The organism is Stenotrophomonas sp. 112478_Sma, from assembly GCF_056479905.1.
Window position 1 is genome coordinate 681,232 of the sequence record NZ_CM151072.1, and the last position, 22,881, is coordinate 704,112.

Genomic DNA, 22,881 nt, shown 5'->3' on the forward strand with positions numbered 1-22,881 from the left:
TCTAGCCGGGCGCCGTTGTTACAGAGCCACCTCACCGAGCCTGGCCGGCCTCATGGGGGTCCGGTCGCAGCGCCCCTCGGGAGGGGAGAACGGCCATTATATCGCGCGCCCGGTGTTTCATCGGCGTGACCCAACCATCGGCAGATGGGCGCCTGTGCACGGACTGTTAAGGTCGGGTTTTAACGCACCCTCAGGTGGAACGATGAGCATGCATGTACGCCGCAACCGGCGCTTGACCGGCCTGGTCCTGTCCATGGCCCTGTTGGCGGTGGCCCCGCTGGCCTGGGCGGCAGCGCCGCAGCCTGCGGCGGCCCAGGCCCAGGGGGCAAACGGCTACGAGCTGCCCTCGGCCGAGCTGCAGGCGGTGGTCGACGCCCCGCGTGCGCCCTCGCTGTACCTGTCGCCGCGCCGCGATGTGGCCGCGCTGATGCAGATGCCGTCGCTGCCGTCGATCCAGGTGGTGGCCCAGCCGGAACTGAAGCTGGCAGGCCTGCGCATCAACCCGCGCACGTTCTCCGACAGCCGTTTCAGCTTCGGCGAGAAGCTGTGGCTGATGAGCGTGGCCGACGGCAGGGAGCGGCAGATCAGCGGCCTGCCGGGCACGCTGTCGATTGCCAGCCTGGCATGGTCGCCGGACCAGAAGTGGCTGGCCTTCAACCAGGTCGACGCCGCCAGTGGCGCCAATGAACTGTGGCTGGTGGATGTGGCCGCCGGCAGCGCCCGTCGCCTGGTCGCCGGCCTGAACACGGTGATCGGCAGCGGCTACCAGTGGCTGCCGGACAGCCGTGGTCTGGTGGTGTTTACCCGCCCGGCCAACCTCGGCGCCGCCCCGGCCGCCGACGGCATTCCCACCGGCCCCGCCGTGCAGCAGACCAGCCAGGGCGGCGGCGTGGTGTCGATCCGTACCTATCAGGACCTGCTGAAGAACGAGGCCGACGCGCGCCAGTTCGACTACTACGCCACCACCCAGCCGATGGAAGTCAGCCTGGATGGCCGCACCCGCGCGATCGGCGCGGCGGGCATCTTCATGGGCTTCTCGGTGTCGCCGGATGGCCGCTTCGTGCTGCGCCAGCCGGTGCAGCGGCCTTACTCCTATGTGGTGCCGGTCAGCAGCTTCCCGCGCCGCATTGAAGTGATCGACCGTGCCAGCGGCCAACTGGTGCACACCGTGGCCGTGCGCCCGCTGGTGGAAGGCCTGCCGACCGGCAACGACGCCGAAGTGACCGGCGTGCGCGACATCAGCTGGCGCGGCGATGCTGATGCCACACTGGTCTGGGCCGAAGCCCAGGACGGTGGTGATCCGAACCGCGACGCCAAGGTGCGCGACGCGGTGCTGATGCAGGCCGCCCCGTTCGACAGGCCGCCAGTGACGCTGGCCCAGCTCGGCAGCCGTCTGGCCGGCATCAGCTGGGGCCGTGGCGACCTGGCCCTGCTCACCGAGTCGTGGTGGAAGACCCGCAGGACCAAGACCTGGTTGATTGCCCCGGACAACGCCGGTGCCGAGCCGCGCCTGCTGTGGGATCGTGATGCGCAGGACCGCTATTCCGATCCTGGCCGGCCCCAGCTGTCCAGCGACGATCGCGGCCGCTCGCTGCTGCAGACCAGCCCCGATGGTGGCAGCCTGTATCTGGTTGGTGCCGGTGCTTCGCCGGAAGGTGACCGTCCGTTCGTGGACCGCTTCGACATCGCCAGCGGAAAGGCCACCCGCCTGTTCCACTCGCAGGCGCCGAACTATTCGGTGCCGGTGGCGTTGCTGGACAACCAGGGCAGCTCGCTGCTGCTGAGCCGTGAAAGCCCGGACGAGCCGACCAACTTCCATGTGCAGTCGCTCACCGATGCCGGCGCGGCATCGCGCGCGCTGACCCACTTCCCGCATCCGCTGCCGCAGCTCAAGGGCGTGCAGAAGGAGCAGATCCGCTACAAGCGTGCCGACGGCGTGGACCTCACGGCCACGCTGCTGCTGCCGCCGGGCTACGATCCCACCCGCGACGGCCCGCGCCCGCTGCTGATGTGGGCCTATCCGGGCGAGTTCAAGAGCGCCGCGGCCGCCAGCCAGGTCACCGATTCGCCGTACCGTTTCAACGCGATCAGCTACTGGGGCCCGCAGGCCTTCCTGGCCAAGGGCTATGTGGTGCTGGCAAGTCCTTCGATGCCGATCATCGGCGAGGGTGACAAGGAACCCAACGACACCTATATCGAACAGCTGGTGGCCAATGCCCAGGCTGCGGTGGACGAAGTGGTGCGCCGTGGCGTGACCGACCGCGACCATATCGCCATCGGCGGCCATTCCTACGGTGCGTTCATGACCGCGAACCTGCTTGCGCATACGCGCCTGTTCAAGGCCGGCATCGCCCGCAGTGGTGCCTACAACCGTACGCTGACGCCGTTCGGCTTCCAGGCCGAAGAGCGCAACTACTGGCAGGCGCAGGACGTGTATCAGAAGATGGCGCCGTTCAACTATGCGGACCGGATCAAGGATCCGATCCTGTTCATTCACGGCGTGGATGACAACAATTCCGGCACCTTCCCGATGCAGAGCGAGCGCATGTTCGCTGCGGTGAAGGGACTCGGAGGGACGGCGCGCCTGGTGATGCTGCCGAACGAATCGCACGCCTATCGTGCACGCGAATCGATCATGACCATGCTGGCCGAGAGCGAGCGCTGGCTGGAGCAGACCATCGGCCCGGCAGCCTCGGGCAAGGCGAAGAAGAAGCGCTGACACGTGCATGCCGGCGGCCCCTGCGAGGGGGCCGCCCCGACGCGGTTGCATTCCACATCGGCAGCGCTGGCGTTGCATGCAGATGAAACCATTTCTGCATCGCAGCACAGCCCCCGATCTGGGATAGGCTTGGATCCAGGATCCGTTGACCGAGGCCCGTGCGTCGCCGATGAACGAGTACCGCAGCAGCATCGAGTTTGCTTCTCCCGATCTTCCGCTCCGCGATGACGTGCGCCGGCTCGGCGCGCTGGTCGGCGACCTGCTGGTCGAGCAGGTTTCGGCAACCTTCCTCGACGATGTCGAGGATGTGCGCACGCGGGCCATCGCCCGCCGCGAAAACCAGGCGCCGCTGTCGGAGCTGGCCAATGGCCTGGCCGGTCGTGCGCCGCAGCAGGCCGAGACGATGGTGCGGGCATTCAGCACCTACTTCCAGGTGGTCAACATTGCCGAGCGCGTGCACCGCATCCGCCGCCGCCGCGACTACCAGCGCGCCGGTACTGCCGCGCCGCAGCCGGATGGCCTGCAGGATGCGCTGCAGCACCTGAAGGCGCAGGGCGTGACGCTGGATGAGTTGGCGCAGTGGCTGCCGCGCATCGATATCGAACCGGTGTTCACTGCGCATCCGACCGAAGCCGTGCGCCGCGCACTGCTGGAGAAAGAGCAGCTGATGGTGGCCAGCCTGGTCGACAACCTCGACGGCCAGCGCACGCCGGGCGAGGCGGCAGCGGATGCTGCACGCTTCCGCATGGCGCTGACCGCTTCCTGGCAGACCACCGACTCCTCGCCGGTGCGGCCGACGGTCGATGACGAGCGCGAGCATGTCGGCTTCTATCTGGTGCAGGTGCTGTACCGGGTGATACCCGTGCTGTACGAATCCCTGCAGCAGGCGCTGCGTGATACCTATGGCGAAGAACTGGCGCTGCCGCGCCTGCTGCGTTTCGGCACCTGGGTGGGCGGCGACATGGACGGCAACCCGAACGTGGACGCCCGCACCATCCGCAGCACGCTCGATGCCCAGCGACAGGCAGTGCTGGGGCGCTACCAGAAGGAACTGCTGCAGCTGGCCAGCCTGCTCAGCCAGTCCACCGAGCGGGTGGGCGTGAGCGATGCGCTGCAGGCGCGCGTGGCGCACTACCAGCAGCTGTTGCCGCAGGTGCAGTCGCGCCCGCGGCACGCCGACATGCCATACCGCCTGCTCAACGACCGCATGCGTGCGCGCCTGCAGGCCACTCTGGACGATGCAGAGGGGGCCTATGCAGGCCCGGACGAGCTGATCGACGATCTGCAGCTGATCCTCGACAGCCTGCGTGCCAACCGTGGCGAGCATGCCGGCGGATTCGCCGTGCAGCGACTGTTGTGGCGGGTGAAGACGTTCGGCTTCCATCTGGCGCGGCTGGACGTGCGGCAGGAATCGAGCGTGCATGCGCGCGCGCTGGCGGCGGTGCTGGGCGGCGAAGCGGCGTGGGACGGATTGGATCCATTGGCCCGCGCCGGCCTGCTCGGGCCACACGCCAGCGGCGAGCAGCCGCTGCCGGTGGGCGACGACGAGGGCAACCAGCGACTGGATGCGGTGTTCGCGGCGCTGGCCGACGCGCGCGCGCGGCATGGCAGCGAGGCGCTGGGCAGCTACATCATCTCGATGGCACATGATCGCAGCGATGTGCTGGCCGTGCTGGCGCTGGCGCGCCGTGGCGGATTGGCTGACGAGGACGGCGCGGTGCCGCTGGACATCGCACCGCTGTTCGAGACGGTGGACGATCTCAAGCGTGGTACTGCGACGCTGCGTGACCTGCTGGCCGATCCGGTCTATCGCGCTCATCTGCGGGCACGCGGTGATGTGCAGATGGTGATGCTGGGTTATTCCGACAGCAGCAAGGACGGCGGCATCGCCGCTTCGCGCTGGGGCCTGCAGCGTGCGCAGGTGGAACTGCTGGACGTGGCGGCCGAGGCCGGCATCCGCCTGACCTTCTTCCACGGCCGTGGTGGTTCGATCAGCCGGGGCGGTGGCAAGACCACGCACGCGGTGGACGCGTCGCCACGTGGCAGCATCGATGGTCGCCTGCGCGTGACCGAGCAGGGCGAGGTGATCCACCGCAAGTACGGCATCCGCGCGCTGGCGCTGCGATCGCTGGAGCAGGCCACCGGTGCGGTGCTGCGGGCCAGTCTGCGTCCGCGTGCCGCGGAACCTCGCGAGGAGGGCTGGCGACCGGTGATGGACGTGGTCGCCGCCGCCAGCAGCGAGGTCTATCGCGTCTTCGTCGGCCAGGCCGGTTTCATGGATTACTTCCGTACGGCGACGCCGATCGATGTGATCGAGCGGATGACGCTGGGTTCACGGCCGTCGCGTCGTCTCGGCCAGGATGCGGCACTGGGCAACCTGCGTGCGATCCCGTGGGTATTCGCCTGGAGCCAGGCCCGCGCGGTGATTCCCGGCTGGTATGGCGTGGGCAGCGGCCTGCAGGCGGCGGTGGATGCCGGCCATGAACCTGTCCTGCGCGACATGGCGCGCGACTGGCCGTTCTTCCGCACCTTCCTGGACGACATCGCAATGGTGCTGTCCAAGGGCGATATCACCATCGCCGAACAGTTCTCGCGTCTCTCCGGTGACCTGCACGGGCGCTTTTTCCCGCAGATCCAGCACGAACTGGCGCTGACCCGCCGCTGGCTGCTGGCACTGATGGACCAGCAGACCTTGCTGGAGCACGATGCGCGGCTGGCGCTGTCGATCCGCCTGCGCAATCCCTACGTCGATCCGATCAGCGTGCTGCAGGTGGACCTGCTGCAGCGCTGGCGCGAAAGCGGGCGGGAGGACGAAGAACTGCTGCGCGCGCTGGTGGCCTGCGTGAATGGTGTTTCGCAGGGCGTGCAGAACACCGGGTGATCCGCATCCGCCGGGCATGGCCCGGCGCTACCCGCCTCGGTGGGTGCGGGGCTTGCCCCGCACGCTCTCACTCTTCAGGCGAAGGCGGATTGGACGCCAGCAGTTCCAGGTGCCGTTGCTCCATTTCCTGCCGCAGCTGGCGCCGGATCAGCGCGGCGGCCTGCCGGCGCTTCTCGTCCGAACTGGCGGGCTGCAGCGGGGGGACAGGCGTTGGCCGCCCCTCTTCGTCCACCGCCACCATGGTGAAGAAACAGCTGTTGGCGTGGCGCACGCTGCGCTTGAGGATGTCCTCGGCCACCACCTTGATGCCGATCTCCATCGACGAGGTGCCGGTGTAGTTCACCGAGGCCAGGAACGTCACCAGTTCGCCCACCGCGATCGGTTGGCGGAACATCACCTGGTCCACCGACAGGGTGACCACGTAGCTGCCGGCGTAGCGGCTGGCACAGGCGTAGGCAACCTGGTCGAGCAGGCGCAGGATGGCGCCGCCGTGGACCTTGCCGGAGAAGTTGGCCATCTCCGGCGACATCAGCACGGTCATGGACAGCTGGTGGGTTTTGAGTTCGGTCGACATGCACCGATTGTATCGGCGTGGCGCAGCTCGTGTAGAGCCGAGCCCGTGCTCGGCTGCTCTCGGCGCAGGCAAAAGAAAGCCGAGCATGGGCTCGGCTCTACAGAAAGCAGAAGGGCCGCTTGCGCGGCCCTTCGTCTGTCTTACTTCAGCTTCGCATCGGCGCGCAGGGCGGCGGCACGATCGGTCTTCTCCCAGGAGAAGGCCGTGGCGTTGACCGTCTCGCCGGCACCGTTGAGGTAGCTGAACTCCTTCGGCTTGCGGCCGAAGTGGCCGTAGGCCGCAGTCTGCTGGTACATCGGGTGGATCAGGTCCAGCATCTTGATGATGCCGTACGGGCGCAGGTCGAAGTGCTTGCGGATCAGCTTCTCGATCTTGTCGTCGCTGATCTTGCCCGTGCCGAAGGTGGTGACCGAGATCGAGGTCGGCTCGGCCACGCCGATGGCGTAGGAGACCTGCACTTCGCAGCGGTCGGCCAGGCCGGCGGCGACCACGTTCTTGGCGACGTAGCGGGCAGCGTAGGCGGCCGAGCGGTCAACCTTGGACGGATCCTTGCCGGAGAACGCGCCGCCACCGTGACGGGCCCAGCCGCCGTAGGTGTCGACGATGATCTTGCGGCCGGTCAGGCCGCAGTCGCCCACCGGGCCGCCGATCTCGAACTTGCCGGTCGGGTTGATGTGGAACTTGGTGCCCTTGTGCAGCCACTTGGCCGGCAGCACCGGCTTGATGATCTCTTCGCGGACGGCCTCGATCAGGTCCTTCTGCTTGATGCCCGGGGCGTGCTGGGTGGACAGCACCACCGCGTCGATGGCGGCCACTTCGCCGTTCTCGTAGCGCAGGGTGACCTGGCTCTTGGCGTCCGGGCGCAGCCACGACAGCGGCGAGTTCTTCTTCTTGCGGATCTTGGCCTGCTGCTCGACCAGGCGGTGCGACAGGTGGATCGCGGCCGGCATGTAGCTGTCGGTCTCGTTGGTGGCGTAGCCGAACATCAGGCCCTGGTCGCCCGCGCCCATTTCTTCCGGCTTCTTGCGGTCCACGCCCTGGGCAATGTGCGGCGACTGCTTGCCGATCAGGTTCAGCACGCCGCAGGTGGCGCCGTCGAAGCCGACGTCGGAGCTGTCATAGCCGATGTCCAGGATGACCTTGCGGGTCAGCGCTTCGAGGTCGATCCAGGCGCTGGTGGTGATCTCACCGGCAACAATGGCCACACCGGTCTTGACCATGGTCTCGCAGGCCACGCGGGCGCGCTGGTCCTGGGTCAGGATCGCGTCCAGCACCGCGTCGGAGATCTGGTCGGCAATCTTGTCCGGATGGCCTTCGGAGACCGATTCGGAGGTGAACAGGTAGCTGGACATCAGGCTTAATATCCCTTGATTCGGATGGAAAGATGGGCGCGCATCATACACGGGGTGCGCCGCCTGTGCATTGTGAACCCGTACGGGTTGCCGGTGGTTAAGGTGACGTGCCCTCTGGCACAAGGCCTGGCGGGCGTCTGCAGGACACGGTGCGCAGGCAGTGTTCCACTGGCGTGACCATTGCCGCAAGGCCGTGTTGCGGGGGGGAAGGGGCGGTTCCGGCGTTGCCGGAGCGGGACCGGCCGTCATCGTTCTGCCCCGAAACCGCCATCTGCCTGCCGCGTGCCAGGCGCAGGCTGTCGGCCAATCCGGCCGCCGGGTATCAGTGAGCACGCCATGCAGGAACTCGAACAGCGTCTGCAGCAACGCTTCCCGGAGTGGTTCCATGGCCGCCGCGGCCAGCTCGCGCGGCCACTGCTGCGCAGTGTCGGTCGCTGGTCGCGGCTGGACCGGGTGGAGGACTTCCTGCGGCGCAACGCTGACGTGCGCGGATTCGGCTTCGTGGCCGCCGGACTGGAGTTCCTGGACGGCCAGTACCAGGTGGATCCGGCAGCCCTGGCCCGCATTCCGGCCACGGGCCGTCTGCTGATCGTGGCCAATCATCCTTCCGGTGCACTTGACGCGCTGGCGCTGCTGGACGCGGTCGGCCGCATCCGCCGTGATGTGCGGATCGTGGCCAACGATCTGCTGGGCGCCATCGGCCCGCTGCAGGACCTGCTGCTGCCGGTCCGCATCCTCGGCGGCAAGGTCCAGCGCGGCAGCCTGCAGGCGGTGGAGCAGGCGCTGGCCGCCGAGCAGTGCGTGATCGTGTTTCCGGCCGGCGAGGTATCCCGGCTGTCGTTGCGTGGCATCCGTGATGGTCGCTGGCAGCGCGGGTTCGTCAGGTTCGCCCGGGCCGCCGGCGCCCCGGTGTTGCCGGTGCGGGTGGAGGCACGCAATTCGGCCCTGTTCTACGGCGCCTCGACCCTGTTCAAGCCAGCCGGCACCGCGCTGCTGGCGCGCGAGATGTTCGCGCGGCGTGGTCGGCCGCTGCGGTTGCGCGTCGGTGAACCGATGCAGCTGGGACAGGGCGACCCGGGCGAGCAGCTGCTGGCGGTACGGCGCGCGGTGTATGCGCTGGGTCGCGACCTGCGCCCCGGCGAGACTGCCAGCGCCGGCCCCGAACCACTGGCCGCACCGGTGCCGCCGTCGCAGGTGGCGGCCGCCATCGCTGGCGCTGCCCGTCTCGGGCAGACCGCCGACGGCAAGCAGATCCTGCTGGCCAGCTGCAGCGCCGACTCGCCGCTGCTGCTGGAACTGGGACGCCTGCGCGAGCTGACGTTCCGCCAGGTGGGCGAGGGTACCGGCCACAGCCGCGACCTGGACGCCTTCGATCCGCAGTACGAGCACATCCTGATCTGGGACGCTGCCGCGCAGCGCATCGCGGGCGCGTACCGCATCATGCGGGGCGCGCACGCGCTGGCCCGGCGCGGGCTGGCAGGGCTCTACAGCGCGTCGCTGTTCCGCTATTCCGATGATGCCATCACCCATATCGCCGAGGGGCTGGAGCTGGGCCGCAGCTTCGTGGTGCCCGATTACTGGGGCAGCCGCAGCCTGGACTACCTGTGGCAGGGAATCGGCGCATACCTGCAGTGCCGGCCCGGCATCCGCTACCTGTTCGGTGCGGTATCGATCAGTGCGGCGCTGCCGCGCGATGCGCGCGAGCAACTGGTGGCCTACTACCAGCGCTACTACGGCGGCATCGCCGGCCTGGCCGAGTCGAACCGGCCCTTCCAGTACTTCGCGGCACCGCCCAGTTTCGGCGAACTGGATGCGGGCGCAGCCTTCGATGTCCTGAAGGCCAACCTGGCCGCACTCGGGACCGGCGTGCCGACCCTGTACCGCCAGTACACCGACCTGTGCGAGCCCGGTGGCGCGCGCTTCCTTGCGTTCGGTGTCGACCCGGCGTTCAGCGACTCGATCGACGGTCTGATCGAGGTGGACCTGTGCGCGATCCGACCGCACAAGCGCAAGCGCTACCTGCGCGATGCCGGAGCGCAGGCATGAGCGCGCTGGCGACGTTGTCGCCACACCGTCGCGCCGTGTTCGTCTCCGACGTGCATCTGGGGTCGCGTCACTGCCACGCGGCCGAACTGGCCGTGTTTCTCACCCAGCTTCGCTGTGAACGGTTGTACCTGGTCGGTGACATCATCGACCTGTGGTGGATGGCGCATCACCGCGCCAACTGGCGGCAGTCGCACAGCGACGTCATCCAGGCGCTGCATGCACTGCGTCGCAATGGTACCGAGATCATCTACATCCCCGGCAATCACGATGCCTCGCTGCGCCATGTCTGCGGGTTGATGCTGCCGGCGATGCAGGTGCGCCGTCGCGCGATCCACGTGACCGCCGACGGGCGACGGTTGCTGGTCGCCCATGGTGACGACTACGACGGTGTCACCCATTTCGGCGGCCTGCAGGAAAAGTTCGGCGACTGGCTGTACTACCGCATCCTGACCGGCAACCAGGCGCTCAACGCCGTGCGCCGCCGGCTGGGCATGCGCTACTGGTCGCTGTCGGAATTCCTCAAGAAGCGCAGTGGAGCGGCCGAGCGCTACATCGAGCGCTTCGTGCAGGCCGGGCTGGACGACGTGCGCCGGCGCGGCCTGGACGGCATCATCTGCGGGCACATCCACCGTGCGGCGCTGGTCGAGCGCGACGGCCTGGTCTACGCCAACGACGGCGACTGGGTGGAGAGCCTGACCGCGCTGGCCGAAGATCATGATGGCGCGCTGCGCCTGCTCGATCACCATGGGCGGACGCTGGTGGAGCTGCCCGGCGCAGCCCGGCGCGCGGCGGCTGCCTGAGCCCAGCGACACCGGCCACCGTCCGGGCTCTGCTGTCGCCCGGCAAAGCCGTTAGCATCGGGCCATGGATTCCTTGACCCAGATCGTTCTCGGCGGCGCCGTAGCCGCTGCCATCGCCCCGCCCGGACATCGCCGCGCGGCCCTGCTGGCCGGTGCCGCACTTGGCACCCTGCCGGATCTGGATGCCTTGTGGCTGGGCTTCACTGCCGAGGATCCCGTAGCGGTGATGGTCGACCACCGCAGCTTCAGCCATTCGCTGCTGGTGTTGCCCTGGGTGGCGGCGTTGATCTGGTGGCTGTTCAAGCGCTACGGCCGGGGGCGGGTGGCGCAGTCGCCGCTGCGCTGGTTCTGGGCCATCCAGCTGGCGCTGGTCACCCATCCACTGCTGGATGCGTTCACCGTCTACGGGACCCAGCTGTGGTGGCCACTGCGGCCACACCCGACCATGGGATCGAGTGTTTTCATCATCGACCCGGCGTACACGGTATGGCTGCTGCTGGGCTGCGTGGTGGCGTGGTTCGGGCGCGCGCGGCCGTGGGCCGGCAAGGTGCTCGGGCTCGCCCTGGTGCTCAGTACCGGCTACCTGGGATGGGGCCTGCTGGCCAAGGCTCAGGTCGACCGTGCCGCCCAGCAGAGCCTTGCGGCCATGGGGCTGGGCGATGCACCACGATTCTCGGTGCCGATGCCGTTCAACACCCTGCTGTGGCGGGTGGTGGCGATGACCCCGAACGGTTACGTGGTCGGCGATCGCTCGCTGGTGGCCGACCGCGGCCCGATGCAGTTCGAAGGCCACCCGTCCAATGTGCAGGCCCTGCGTGAAGCGCAGTCGATTCCGGCGGTTCAACGCCTGCAGTGGTTCAACCGTGGCTTCATGCGTGCGCAGATAGTGGACGGAATGCTGGTGCTGAGTGATCTGCGCATGGGCCTGGAGCCGGATTACACCTTCAACTTCGCGGTAGCACGGCAGGTCGATGGGCGCTGGCAGGCGATCGTGCCCGAGCAGCGGCGCACGGATTACAGCAGCCCAGCGGCGCGCGCCGATGTCGGCGTCAGGCTGGCCGCGATGTGGCAGCGGATCTGGCATGCGCCGGCAGCGACGGGCGCCACCGGCGGTGGTGCCCCGGTGCACGCGGGCGATTGATCGGCAGGCGGGGATGCTGTGCCGGCGTCAGGCCGGCGGTGCTGTGCGGTTGAGCTGGATCGAGCGATGCAGGACCTGGCGCGGCGCATTGGCGATGTCGAAGCCGACGAATGCCAGCAGGAACTGCAGACCTGAAATCAGCGAAACCATGACGATCATGAGCGTACCGACCGGCGTCGCAACCTCCGCCGATGCCGATGCGATCCAGTGGTACGCGCCGAACACGCCACCGAAGGCAAGCAGTCCCAGCCCGGCGATCAGCTCCAGCGAGGCGATGGTCAGGTCGCGCAGGAAATAGTTGTAGCCGACACGCTTGAGCGTGTTGCGCACGTGCTTGAAGGCGAACTCGCCCAGTACCCGGCTGATGCGCAGGTTGCTGGTCTCGTCGGCATAGCGCGCGTCCATCGCCACGTCCTGCACCACGGCACGCACCGTGTTGAGGCGGAACAGCATGTCGGTCTCGAAGAAGTAACGGTCGCTGATCGCATCAAGGGGCAGGTGGCTGGCAACGCGGGCGTGGATGGCGGTGTAGCCGTTGGTCGGGTCGAACACCTGCCAGTAGCCGGAAGACGCCTTGCTCATGAACGACAGCGCGAGGTTGCCGATCCGCCGCAGCAGCGGCATGCGACGGATGTGGCTGAGGTTCCAGAAGCGGTTGCCCTTGGTGTAGTCGGCGTTGCCCTCGGCGATGGGAGCGACGAAGTCCATCAGCAGTGTGGGATCCATCTGGCCGTCGCCATCGACCTTCACCAGGATGTCCATGCCCTCGGCGATGGCCGCGCGGTAGCCGGTCTTGATCGCACCACCGACGCCGCGGTTCTGCGCATGGAACAGCACCCTGACCCGGGGATCGCGCGTGCTGTCCTGGACCATCCGGCCGCTGCCATCCGGGCAGGCATCATCAACGCAGTAGATGGCGGTGACCGCATCGTCGATCGCTGCGAGCACGCCGAGCACGTGGCGGGTCACCCGGTAGCAGGGAATGATGACGGCGATCTTCGGTGGCGTGGCCGGGCGCGCGTAGGCGTTCATCTGCATCGTCCTCAGGGCTGCGGCGGTGCCGGCGGCTGCGCGGGCGCGGCCAGCATCGCGGCTGCGGGCACTTCCACCAGGTCGGCGTACATCGAACGGGGTTCGGCGACGTCGCTGACCATCACATGGTGATAGCGGTTGAACGTGGTGTTGAAGCGGTCTTCGGGCATGTCCGGGAAGCGCGCGCGGAAGTACGCCAGCTGCGGGAAATACAGCGTGTGGTTGACTGCCGGGATACCGACGCCGGACAGCAGCGCACCGTAGCGCCCTTCCACCACCAGCGCTCCGTCCGCAGCCTGCCGTGCACCGCGCTCCTGCATCGACGCCAGCACGGCGCCGCGGTCCATGTCGAAGATCGGCCGGGCCGACTGCACCGGATTGAACAGCCCGTTGGTCAGCACGTTGCCGAGCGCGGCCACCGCCAGCACCAGCGCCACCGGATGCGCGGCGAACCGCGGGCGGCGCGCGGCGAAGGCCAGCACGCCCACGCACAGCAGTGGCCATGCATCGGCCGTGGCATGCAGCCGGCTGAAACTGCCCTGGCCGAAGGCGAACTTGAGCAGGCATCCCGCCAGCAGCAGGGCCGCGAGCAGCAGCAGGCGGCCGCGTCCCAGGCGCACCCCGCCGCGCACCAGCACGATCGCGCAGCCGATGTTCAGCAGCAGGCCCAATGCCAGCAACGCACGGGTGGGCGGCACCATCGACAGTCCGGTCAGCTGGCCGATCCGCAGCGGCACCGGCAGGAAGATCCAGCAGGCGACCAGCGCGATGCCGGCGGCCAGCACCCCCAGCGACAGCCGGTGGCCGCGCGCCCAGCGCAGCACCTGCGTCCAGTCGGCGAGGACGGCGGTGAACAGCGGCAGCAGGCTGCTGAACACTGCGATCTCGCAGGCGTTGGACGGCTCGAACGCAGGCAGCGGATAGAACCCGCGCGTCATCAGGTTGGGGAACCCGTGGGTGAGCAGCGCGACCGGGCTGACCCCGCCGCCGGCGCTCTCGCGCTGGCCGGGATAGACGGTGTTGCGGACGATCTCGATCGCTTCGTGGAAATAGCCCAGGAACGCCAGCAGCGCCAGGCCGCCGGCGACCGCCGCGTCGAGCAGGCGTGCCACTGTCAACGCATCGCGGCGGAAGGCCAGCACCAGCACGCCCATGGCCAGCAGCGCTGAAATGATGAAGGGCGGGTAGGCCACGGCCAGCAGCCAGACCACCAGTGCGTAGGCGCTGGCGAGGATGCGCAGCCAGCGGTTGTCGATCCGCAGCCAGGCCACGGCTACCCACGGGGCCAGCGCGAACGCGCCCCAGTTGGTCGTCCACCACACCTGCACGTAGGGCGAGAAGTACAGTGTCAGCGCGACCAGCACGGCCGCCAGCGGCGGAACCCGCAGTTGGCGCAGGAACAGCGCCCAGCCGCACAGGAACGCCATCGCCATGAACATAAAGAAGAACGAGTAGGCGTTGGCCGGTGGCAGGATGAAGAAGGCCCAGTGGTACGGCTTGAACAGCAGGCCCCAGTCCAGCAGCGGAAGCGCCTGGAACGAGCGCAGCGTCTCGTGGTACGGCGAAAACGCGTTGGTCGCGCCGAAGTCGTTGGCCACCGCGATCTGCACGTAAGGGGTGTAGACCATCCACTCGTCCATGCGGATGCCCCGCGCCTTGCCGAGCAGGGGCTCGATCGGCGCCAGCCCCAGGTACTGGCTGGCCATCGCATACGACGAGGGCGTCAGTGCAAATGCGACATACAGCAGGCACAGCACCGCCACGATGCCCAGGCACAGACGGGCCTGGCGGGAGTCGAGGCCATCCAGCAGGCCGCCTTCCCGGGCGGCGAGGGGCAGCGTGCTACCCGGAGTCGTTGCGCGTGCTGTCATCAGGAATCCCTTCAGGCGCGGAGCTCGGTGGTCCCGTTGCCGCGCACGCGGAAGGGGCCGGGTCCAGCGCGCGCCCGTCCTCGACGCCAGCCCGCGACGATTCTAGCGGGTTGCCAGCCATGCGGCGCGTGGCACTGCCGCAGCGCAGCGGTGCAAGCGCCGGTCAATACACCGTCGCGCGGCCCTGCACGAACGAGAAGAAGAACACGGCATTGGGATCGTTCTGCACCAACCGGAACTCGCGACGCATGCCCTCCACCGTATCCTCGTCCACGGTGCCGGCCTGCAGCAGCTGCTCGGCGGCCGACAGCAGCAGCTGCTCCCAGAACGCGATCATCGTCTTGCGCCGCGCCGGCTCGCGGTTGTCCAGGTGGATCGTCTTGATCTCGGTATGCACATCGCGGAAACCACCGGCCAGCAGCAGGTTGCCGAGCTTGGCGCCGACGAAGGGATCGCCGCCGTGGTCGTACTGGAAATCATTGAATGCCATCCAGTAACGCCAGATGTGCGGCGAATACGGATCGAGCAGGAACGATGCGTTCATCACTTCGGTGATGTAGACCGGCGATCCCGGTGCGAGTACGCGGCGCACTTCGCTGAGCACGCGGGCCGGCGAAGGTACATGCTCCAGCACCCAGCACAGGAATGCCGAATCGAAGCTGCGTGCCTCGAACGGCAGCTCGCCTGCATCGGCCTGCTGCAGGGTGTAGCGATCGCTGCACCACGGCGTGCGCGCGAGGTTCTCGCGGGCGGTCGCCAGCTGCGTTTCGCTCAGGTCCACGCCGGTCACGTGCAGGTCCGGGAAGCGGCGCAGCAGGATCTCGGTCTGCGCGCCGACGCCGCTGCCGACTTCCAGCAGGCGTCGTGCGCTGCCGTAGTCGATCTGGCCGAAGATGCTCGATTCCAGCAGGCGGGCCTGGGTCATCAGGCGCTGCTGTTCGGTGCCGGAGAACCCGTGCAGGTAGGTGGGGGAGGAAATCGGCGGTGTCATGGTCGCGGGCTCGTGGTGCGTCGTGCAGGGTCGACTGCGGGGCGTGCGGGGTCAGGCAGCCGACGGCAGCGCCGGTTGCCCGGCGATCAGTCGGTCGAAGTACTCGGTGGTCAGCGTAATCTGGCTCTGCGGATCTTCGGCGCGGTTGACCACGGCGCGGAACGCCGCATTCTCGGGCCGGTCCTTGGCGTACCAGCCCAGGTGCTTGCGCGCGATGCGCACGCCCTGCGGCTCGCCGTAGAAGGCATGCAGGGCGTGCAGGTGGCCAAGCAGGATATCGCGCACTTCGGCCAGTGACGGCGGGGTCAGTTCCTCGCCGGTGGCCAGGTAGTGCGCCACCTCGCGGAAGATCCACGGCCGGCCCTGCGCCGCGCGACCGATCATCACTGCGTCCACGCCGGTCTGCTGCAGGACGAAGGCGGCCTTGCGCGGCGAATCGATGTCTCCATTGGCGATCACCGGAATGCGCAGCGCGGCCTTGATCTCGCCGATCGTGGCGTACTCGGCCTGGCCGGTGTAGTGCTGGTCGCGGGTGCGGCCGTGCACAGCCAGGGCGGCGATGCCGCTGTCCTCGGCGATGCGCGCGATCAGCGGCCCATTGCGGTGGTCGCAGTCCCAGCCGGTGCGGATCTTCAGCGTGACCGGCACATCGACCGCGTTGACCACGGCAGCAAGGATGCGCGCCACCAGCGATTCGTCACGCATCAGCGCCGAACCGGCCCAGGCATTGCAGACCTTCTTGGCCGGGCAGCCCATGTTGATGTCGATGATCTGCGCACCATGGTCGACGTTGTAACGCGCCGCCTCGGCCAGCTGCTGCGGCTCGGTGCCGGCGATCTGCACGCTGATCGGTGCCGGTTCACCCTCATGGTCCATGCGGTGGATCGACTTGCGCGTGTTCCAGAAGCGCGGGTCGCTGATGGTCATCTCGGAGGCGGCCAGGCCCGCGCCCAGCCGTTTGCACAGCAGGCGGAACGGCTTGTCGGTGACGCCGGCCATGGGCGCCAGCACGACGTTGGGAGCAATGGTGTAGGGGCCGATCTGCATACGCCCATTGTAGGCCGCAGGCGGTCACATGGCCGGGTCGGCGAGGCGCCGGTTCAGGCCGATCCGGACCGACCTCATGCCGTACGGGCATCAGCAGATGTTTGACGGTTGCTTCCGCCGCCCCCAGTGGCGGGTCATGGTGGGCGGCTGGGGAGGGCTGCGTGCCCTGCATGGGCGCAGGCAGAAAAAGGCCCGGGCACCTGCGCGCCCGGGCCGGTTCATGCAGCTGCGGCGTGGACCTACCGGATTTCCACGTCGGCCGGGGTCAGCCGTGGCATCGCCGCTGCGGCGCCTTCCTTCTCGGTCGAGCGGCCCGCGAACTGGTTGGCGAAGCGCACATGGCGTGCGAACGGCGCCTCCGGCAGCTGGGCAAGGGAGGCGGCCAGCGCGCCGTTGAAGGCGTCGCCGGCACCGGTGGTATCGATCGCCTGCACCTGCTCGGCACCCACGCGGTAGTACGGCTGGGTGTCGCCGCGCAGGTTCTCATCGGCATGCGAAACGAACACGCCCACCGAGCCCAGGGTCACCACCACGGTACCGTTGCCGACCAGCTTGCGGCACAGCGCATGCAGGCTGGCACCATCCAGCGCGGCCACGTCGTTGGCATCCACGCGCTCGCCGACATGGCGGCCCAGCAGGGCGGCGAACTCGGTCTCGTTCGGGGTGATCACATCGGCCAGCTTGAGCAGGCCGATGGTCGAGGGGGCGTCGGCCGGTGCGGTGTTGAGCACGGTGGTGACACCGGCCTCGCGGGCGGCAGCCAGTGCCGCCTCGATGGTCTGCACCGGCGACTCCAGCTGCACCAGCACCACCCGGGCACCGGTCAGCAGCGCCTGTTGCTGCTGCAGGAAATCGGTGCTCAGGGCGGCATTGGCGCCCGGGCCGATCACGATGGTGTTACGACCCCGTGCATCGACATAGATGCCGGCGGTGCCGGTCGGTTCGTTGCTGGCTTCGGCGATCAGCGCGAAACCGTCCTGGCCGGCGAGGTCGCGGGCGGTGGCACCGCCGGCGTCATCACCCAGGGCGCACACGAAGTGGGTGTCGGCGCCCGCGCGGCATGCGGCCACGGCCTGGTTGAAGCCCTTGCCACCGGGGCCGGTGCTGTAGCGGCCGGCAATGGTCGCGCCCGGTGCCGGCAGCGACTCGCACCGCCACACGTGATCGACATTGAAGGAACCGACGACAACGACACTGCTGCTCATAGGGAATCTTTTCTCGAACTAGGGTTCAACTGAAATGCGTCAGCACGCCGGCGATGGTCGCCGTCATGAAGGTGGCGATGGTACCGCCCAGTACCGCGCGCAGGCCGAACTTGGCCAGGTCGTGGCGACGTTCCGGGGCCAGGCCACCGATGCCGCCGATCTGGATCGCGATCGAGCTGAAGTTGGCGAAGCCGCACAGCGCATAGGTGGCGATCAGGCGACCTTCGTTGGACAGGGTCACGCCGGCGACCTGGCCGTTCACGATCTGCGACAGCTCGGTATAGGCGACGAATTCGTTGATCACGACCTTCTGTCCGATCAGCGACCCCACGGTGGTGGCGTCGGCCCACGGAGTGCCGATCACCCAGGCGATCGGTGCCAGCAGGTAGCCGAAGATGGTCGACAGGTTGGTCGGCTTGCCGATCTGTGCGGCCAGGCCGGTCACTTCGCCGAGCCAGGTCAGCGGGGCGTTCAGCAGGGCGATCAGGGCGATGAAGGCCAGCAGCATCGCGCCGATGTTCAGCGCCAGCTTCAGACCGTCACCGGCGCCGGCCGCCGCCGCGTCGATGATGTTGCTGGAGGTCTTCTCCACTTCCATCTTCACCGTGCCGCGGGTCAGCGGGGTGCCGGTTTCCGGGATCAGCAGCTTGGCCACCACCAGCGTGGCCGGTGCGGCCATGATGCTGGCCGCCAGCAGATGCTTGGCGTAGAACGCCTGCTGGGTCGGGTCGCCCCCGCCGAGCATGCCCACGTAGGCCGCCAGCACGCCGCCAGCGATGTGGGCCATGCCACCGATCATCATGGTCAGCAGCTCGGACTGGGTCATCTTGGCGATGTACGGGCGCACGGTCAGCGGCGCCTCGGTCTGGCCGATGAAGACGCTGGCGCAGACGCTGGTGGTTTCGGCACCGGACACGCGCATCACCTTGGTGATCGCCCACGCCATCACCCGGACGATCGCCTGCATGACGTTCAGGTGGTACATCACGCCCATCAGCGCGGAGAAGAAGATGATGGTCGGCAGCACCTGGAAGGCGAAGATGAAGCCGTAGTTCTGGACGTCCATCAGCGAGCCGAAGATGAACTTCGAGCCCTCGTTGACGAAGCTCAGGACCTTCACGAAGCCGTGGCCGAGCGCATCGAACACGTCGCGGCCGCCGGGGACCAGGATCACCAGCGCCGCAAAGGCGATCTGCAGGGTGATGCCGGTGGCGACGAGCTTCCAGTCCACCGCGCGCTTGTTGTTGGAAAACAACCAGGTGATGCCGATCAGCACCGCCAACCCGAACAGGCCGAAGCCGATCCTGCCCAAACCTTCGACCATGTGAGTGACTCCCCTGGGGCGTCGCGAAAAACGGGAAGCCTAGTGCAGGGCAGGGGCCGGGGCAAGGAAAAGCAGCGTGCGCGCGGCCATCGGCACCGATCGGGCCAGCAACGGCAAGGGGTTGCGGTCGGCACGACGGGTAGAATGGGGCTCGATTCCGGCCCGGATGCGGGCCCGCAGCAGGAGATTCGCATGCATTACCGCCGCCTGGGCTCCACCGGCCTGCCGATATCCGCCCTGTCCTTCGGCGCCTGGGTGACCTTCGGTGACCAGATTCCGCGCGACGAGGCCCGCAACCTGGTTGCCGCGGCCTGGGACCATGGCATCAATTTCTTCGACAATGCCGAGGGGTATGCCAATGGCCGCGCCGAGCAGGTGATGGGCGATGTGATCGCCGACCTGCGCCTGCCGCGCGATGGGTTCTGCGTGTCCAGCAAGGTGTTCTTCGGCAGTGCCAAGGACCCGCGACCGACCCAGCGCGGCCTGTCGCGCAAGCACGTCACCGATGCCTGCCATGCCGCGCTCAAGCGCCTGCGGGTGGACTATCTGGACCTTTACTACTGCCATCGCCCGGATCCCGACGCGCCGATCGCCGAGACCGTGCACGCGATGGATACCCTGATCCGGCAGGGCAAGGTGCTCTACTGGGGCACGTCCGAGTGGTCGGCGGCACAGATCCAGCAGGCGCTGGACATCGCCGCGCGGCACAACCTGCAGGGGCCTTCGATGGAGCAGCCGCAGTACAACCTGCTGCACCGCGAGCGGGTGGAAACCGAGTACGCCCCGCTGTACGCGGGGGCCGGCCTGGGCACCACCATCTTCTCGCCGTTGGCGTCCGGCCTGCTCAGTGGCAAGTACGACCGTGGCATTCCGGCCGACGCCCGGCTCGGCCGCGAGGGCATGGAGTGGCTGCAGGATCTGGTTCTGGGCGCCGATGCACAGGCACGCCTGGCCCAGGTCCGTCATTTCAGCGCGGTGGCACGCGAGCTTGGCCACGCCCCGGCCAGCGTGGCCATCGCCTGGTGCCTGCGCAATCCACAGGTGTCCAGCGTGATCCTGGGCGCCAGCCGGGTCGAGCAGCTGCTGCAGAACCTGCAGGCCCTGGACGTCCTGGAGCAGATCGACGCCGCTGGCTGGGCCCGGATCGAAGCCGCCTTCGTCTGACCCGCAGCATTTTCCCGCCGGGGAGTCGAGCTGTGCTCGACCCCAGGGTCGCCGCCACCCACCATTCGATTCACAAAATCTATCGAATTTTGGATTTCGATCATTAATCTCATCAATCAAATTGAGAATGGTTGTTGATTGTCAACTGAGAATCATTATCATTTAACTCGTCCCTCGCACGAGTCCAGATGCTCATGAACGCTCAACCTGTACTGCTGCGCCCTGAAACACTGACCCTCCGCGATCGTCCGGTCCGCGTCGTTCCGCCGGAAGAGGTCATCGACAGCGAAGCCCTGCTCAAGGGCCGTCGTGAAATCCTGATCCAGCACGGCGATCGCTTCTATCGCCTGCGGCACACCAGCAACGACAAGCTGATCCTGACCAAGTAATGCGGCCTGGTCGCCCGCCTCCCTCCCTCCTGCCGGGCGCCGCCCGCAGGGTGGGCGACCCGACCGCTCCCGCTCTCTCCCCCTCGGTCTACCGCGTGCGCTCCGGCGTGCCGGTGGCCGGGGGTTCCCCTGCCTGACCGAACGAACCCGATGACCCGCCATACCGCCCTTTGCCTTGCTGTCTGGATGGCGCTGCCGCTGTCCGCCCACGCTGCCACTGCCGCCAGCGCCGCGCCCGATGCGCGCGAATTCGATCGCGTGCAGGTCACCGCCACGCGCACCGAGCGCGCAGTGAGTGACGTCGCCGCGACGGTGGACGTGATCGACCGTGAGCAGATGGACCGGCACCTGGTCCAGGACATCAAGGATCTGCTGCGCTACGAGCCGGGCCTGTCGGTCAGCCGCAGCGCCGCGCGCTTCGGCCTGGGCAGCATCCGTATCCGTGGCCTGGACGGCAACCGTGTGCGGGTGCAGACCGATGGCATCGCGATGCCGACCAGCTTCAACATTGGTTCGTTCTCCAACGCCAACCGCAACTTCACCGATCTGGACACGCTCAAGCGCGTGGAGATCGTGCGCGGCCCGGCCAGCTCGCTGTACGGTTCCGATGCGCTGGGCGGCGTGGTCGCCTTCGTCACCAAGGATCCGGCCGATTACCTGAAGGATGGCAAGGACAGCTACGTCGGCCTGAAGTTCGGCTACGACGGTGAATGGAAGGGCCTGCTCGGCGGTGTCACCACGGCGTTCGGCGGCGAACACTGGAGCGGCATGGTCAACATCAACCATCGCCAGGGCCAGGAAACCGACAACAAGGGTGACGTGCGCAGCAACGACAACACCCGCACCGCCCCCAACCCGCAGGACCGCGACGGTCGCAGCGGCCTGGCCAAGCTGGTCTATGCACCGAGCGAGGACCAGCGCTTCCGCCTGACCGTGGAAGGCAACGAAGACAAGACCGAGACCAACGTGCTGTCTTCGATCGACCGTACCACCACCACCGGCATGAAGGCGCGCGACAAGCAGAACCGCACCCGCGTGTCGTTCGCGCATGAAATGGATGCGCTGGACAAAGGCTTCGCCGACAGCCTGCACTGGCAGCTGTATACCCAGCACAGCGAAACCACCCAGATCACCGATGAGGACCGTGCCAACCGCAGCCGTCGCCACCGCGAGTTCAACTTCGACCAGCGTGTGTACGGCCTGCAGGCGCAGTTCAACAAGGCCTTCAGCACCGGCAGCGTCGAGCACGCGCTGACCTATGGCTTCGAGGGTGCACGCACCGAGATCCGCCAGAAGCGCGATGGTTTCCAGGTACTGGCCAACGGCCAGACCAGCACCACCATCCTGCCCGATGCGTTCCCGGTACGCGATTTCCCGATCAGCAAGACCACCGAGCTGGGCCTGTATGCGCAGGATGAAATGCGCATGGCTGGCGGCAAGCTGTCGCTGGTGCCGGGCGTGCGCGTGGACCGCTACGAGCTGAAGCCGGAAGTGGACAACATCTTCGCCGAGGACAATCCCGGCGTGGCGGTGGCGAAGCTGACCAAGACCAGCGTCTCGCCCAAGCTTGGCATGGTCTATCGCTTCACCGACGAATGGTCGCTGTTTGCCGGTTACTCGCACGGCTTCCGCTCGCCGCCGTACAACGACGTCAATCTCGGCTTCACCAACTTCGCCTTCGGCTACACGGCCATTCCCAATCCGGACCTGAAGCCGGAAACCAGTGATGGCATGGAACTGGGCCTGCGCTTCCTGTCGCCGGCTGCCTACGTCAGCGTCAGCGGCTACTACAACGAGTACAAGGACTTCATCGAGTCGCAGTCGCTGGTCGGCACCAATGCGCAGGGCCTGATGGTGTTCCAGTCGCGCAACATCGCCGACGCCCGCATCTACGGCGCTGAACTGAAGGCCGGCGTCGACTTCGGCCAGATCAGCCCGACCCTGCAGGGCTGGGCACTGCGCAGTTCCGTGGCCTGGTCGCGCGGCGACAACAAGACCGAGGACACCCCGCTGGATTCGGTCGACCCGCTGCGCGGCACCGTCGGCCTGATGTACGACACCGATGCCTGGGGTGTCGAACTGGCCGGCACGTTCGTCAAGCGCAAGGACCGCGTCGCCTCGGCCACGGTGTACCGCCCGGCCGGCTATGGCGTGGCCGACCTGATGGCACATTGGAACTTCGCCCCGGGTGCGACCTTCAACGTAGGCGTGTTCAACCTGGGCGACAAACGCTACATCGATTGGTCCAACGTGGGTACGACGCTGTCGCCGACCAGCCGCGTGCTGGATCGCTACACCAGCCCGGGTCGTACCTTCTCCGCCAGCCTTGCCGTGTCCTGGTGACC

16 protein-coding genes and 1 riboswitch are annotated in these 22,881 nt (G+C 67.6%); of the genes, 8 read left to right on the forward strand and 8 right to left on the reverse strand.

All coding sequences use genetic code 11. The features are described 5' to 3' along the window. Positions 1-84: riboswitch (S-adenosyl-L-homocysteine riboswitch) on the reverse strand. A gap of 118 nt (positions 85-202) precedes the next feature. Then, positions 203-2,719 (forward strand): S9 family peptidase, encoded by a 2,517-nt coding sequence (locus ACZK08_RS03040; protein ID WP_065182796.1) that lies wholly within the window; start codon positions 203-205, stop codon positions 2,717-2,719. Between the two features lie 169 nt (positions 2,720-2,888). Next, positions 2,889-5,600: a phosphoenolpyruvate carboxylase gene (ppc, locus tag ACZK08_RS03045; protein WP_065182795.1), complete on the forward strand. Its 2,712-nt coding sequence runs from the start codon at positions 2,889-2,891 to the stop codon at positions 5,598-5,600. Between the two features lie 67 nt (positions 5,601-5,667). On the opposite strand, the gene ACZK08_RS03050 is transcribed toward ppc, so the two are convergent. Together ACZK08_RS03050 and metK are read right to left on the reverse strand one after the other, a co-directional pair. Next, positions 5,668-6,174 carry an acyl-CoA thioesterase gene (locus ACZK08_RS03050; protein WP_053516435.1) on the reverse strand — a complete coding sequence of 169 codons (507 nt, stop codon included), beginning with the start codon at positions 6,172-6,174 and terminating at the stop codon, positions 5,668-5,670. Between the two features lie 140 nt (positions 6,175-6,314). Continuing rightward, positions 6,315-7,526 (reverse strand): methionine adenosyltransferase, encoded by a 1,212-nt coding sequence (metK, locus tag ACZK08_RS03055; RefSeq protein ID WP_053516433.1) that lies wholly within the window; start codon positions 7,524-7,526, stop codon positions 6,315-6,317. Between the two features lie 336 nt (positions 7,527-7,862). Here metK and olsF point away from each other — a divergent pair, with 336 nt between their 5' ends. The 3 genes from olsF to ACZK08_RS03070 all read left to right on the forward strand — a co-directional run bounded on the left by olsF (position 7,863) and on the right by ACZK08_RS03070 (position 11,513). Further along, entirely contained in the window at positions 7,863-9,572 is a 1,710-nt protein-coding gene (gene olsF, locus ACZK08_RS03060) for a bifunctional ornithine lipid synthase OlsF (RefSeq protein ID WP_065182794.1), read from the forward strand. After that, positions 9,569-10,372: a UDP-2,3-diacylglucosamine diphosphatase gene (locus ACZK08_RS03065; RefSeq protein WP_053516431.1), complete on the forward strand. Its 804-nt coding sequence runs from the start codon at positions 9,569-9,571 to the stop codon at positions 10,370-10,372. The genes olsF and ACZK08_RS03065 overlap by 4 nt, the downstream gene beginning before the upstream one ends. Positions 10,373-10,436: 64 nt before the next feature. Continuing rightward, positions 10,437-11,513, forward strand: a complete 1,077-nt coding sequence (locus tag ACZK08_RS03070) for a metal-dependent hydrolase (RefSeq protein WP_065182793.1) — start codon at positions 10,437-10,439, stop codon at positions 11,511-11,513. Between the two features lie 27 nt (positions 11,514-11,540). Here the strand turns inward: ACZK08_RS03070 and ACZK08_RS03075 are convergent, their stop codons facing one another. From ACZK08_RS03075 to ACZK08_RS03100, 6 genes are all read right to left on the reverse strand, one after another. Then, complete coding sequence (locus ACZK08_RS03075) at positions 11,541-12,545, reverse strand: glycosyltransferase (protein WP_053516476.1); 1,005 nt, start codon at positions 12,543-12,545, stop codon at positions 11,541-11,543. 11 nt (positions 12,546-12,556) lie between these two features. Beyond that, the gene (locus ACZK08_RS03080) at positions 12,557-14,416 is read right to left on the reverse strand and encodes a DUF7657 domain-containing protein (RefSeq protein WP_065182792.1); all 1,860 of its coding nucleotides are present in this window, start codon (positions 14,414-14,416) and stop codon (positions 12,557-12,559) included. Positions 14,417-14,579: 163 nt separating this feature from the next. Further along, a complete protein-coding gene (locus ACZK08_RS03085; protein ID WP_053516428.1) occupies positions 14,580-15,407 on the reverse strand; it encodes a methyltransferase domain-containing protein in 828 nt (275 codons plus the stop codon). Between the two features lie 51 nt (positions 15,408-15,458). Beyond that, positions 15,459-16,454 carry a tRNA dihydrouridine synthase DusB gene (gene dusB, locus ACZK08_RS03090; RefSeq protein ID WP_065182791.1) on the reverse strand — a complete coding sequence of 332 codons (996 nt, stop codon included), beginning with the start codon at positions 16,452-16,454 and terminating at the stop codon, positions 15,459-15,461. 239 nt (positions 16,455-16,693) lie between these two features. After that, positions 16,694-17,659 (reverse strand): ribokinase, encoded by a 966-nt coding sequence (locus ACZK08_RS03095; RefSeq protein ID WP_065175800.1) that lies wholly within the window; start codon positions 17,657-17,659, stop codon positions 16,694-16,696. Between the two features lie 25 nt (positions 17,660-17,684). Beyond that, positions 17,685-18,983 carry a NupC/NupG family nucleoside CNT transporter gene (locus tag ACZK08_RS03100; protein ID WP_053516424.1) on the reverse strand — a complete coding sequence of 433 codons (1,299 nt, stop codon included), beginning with the start codon at positions 18,981-18,983 and terminating at the stop codon, positions 17,685-17,687. Between the two features lie 192 nt (positions 18,984-19,175). Between ACZK08_RS03100 and ACZK08_RS03105 the strand changes: the two genes are divergently transcribed. From ACZK08_RS03105 to ACZK08_RS03115, 3 genes are all read left to right on the forward strand, one after another. Beyond that, positions 19,176-20,147, forward strand: a complete 972-nt coding sequence (locus ACZK08_RS03105) for a potassium channel beta subunit family protein (RefSeq protein WP_065182831.1) — start codon at positions 19,176-19,178, stop codon at positions 20,145-20,147. Between the two features lie 194 nt (positions 20,148-20,341). Beyond that, entirely contained in the window at positions 20,342-20,536 is a 195-nt protein-coding gene (gene hemP, locus ACZK08_RS03110) for a hemin uptake protein HemP (protein ID WP_005412278.1), read from the forward strand. Between the two features lie 150 nt (positions 20,537-20,686). Beyond that, positions 20,687-22,879 (forward strand): TonB-dependent hemoglobin/transferrin/lactoferrin family receptor, encoded by a 2,193-nt coding sequence (locus ACZK08_RS03115; protein ID WP_428992353.1) that lies wholly within the window; start codon positions 20,687-20,689, stop codon positions 22,877-22,879. Positions 22,880-22,881: the final 2 nt, after the last annotated feature.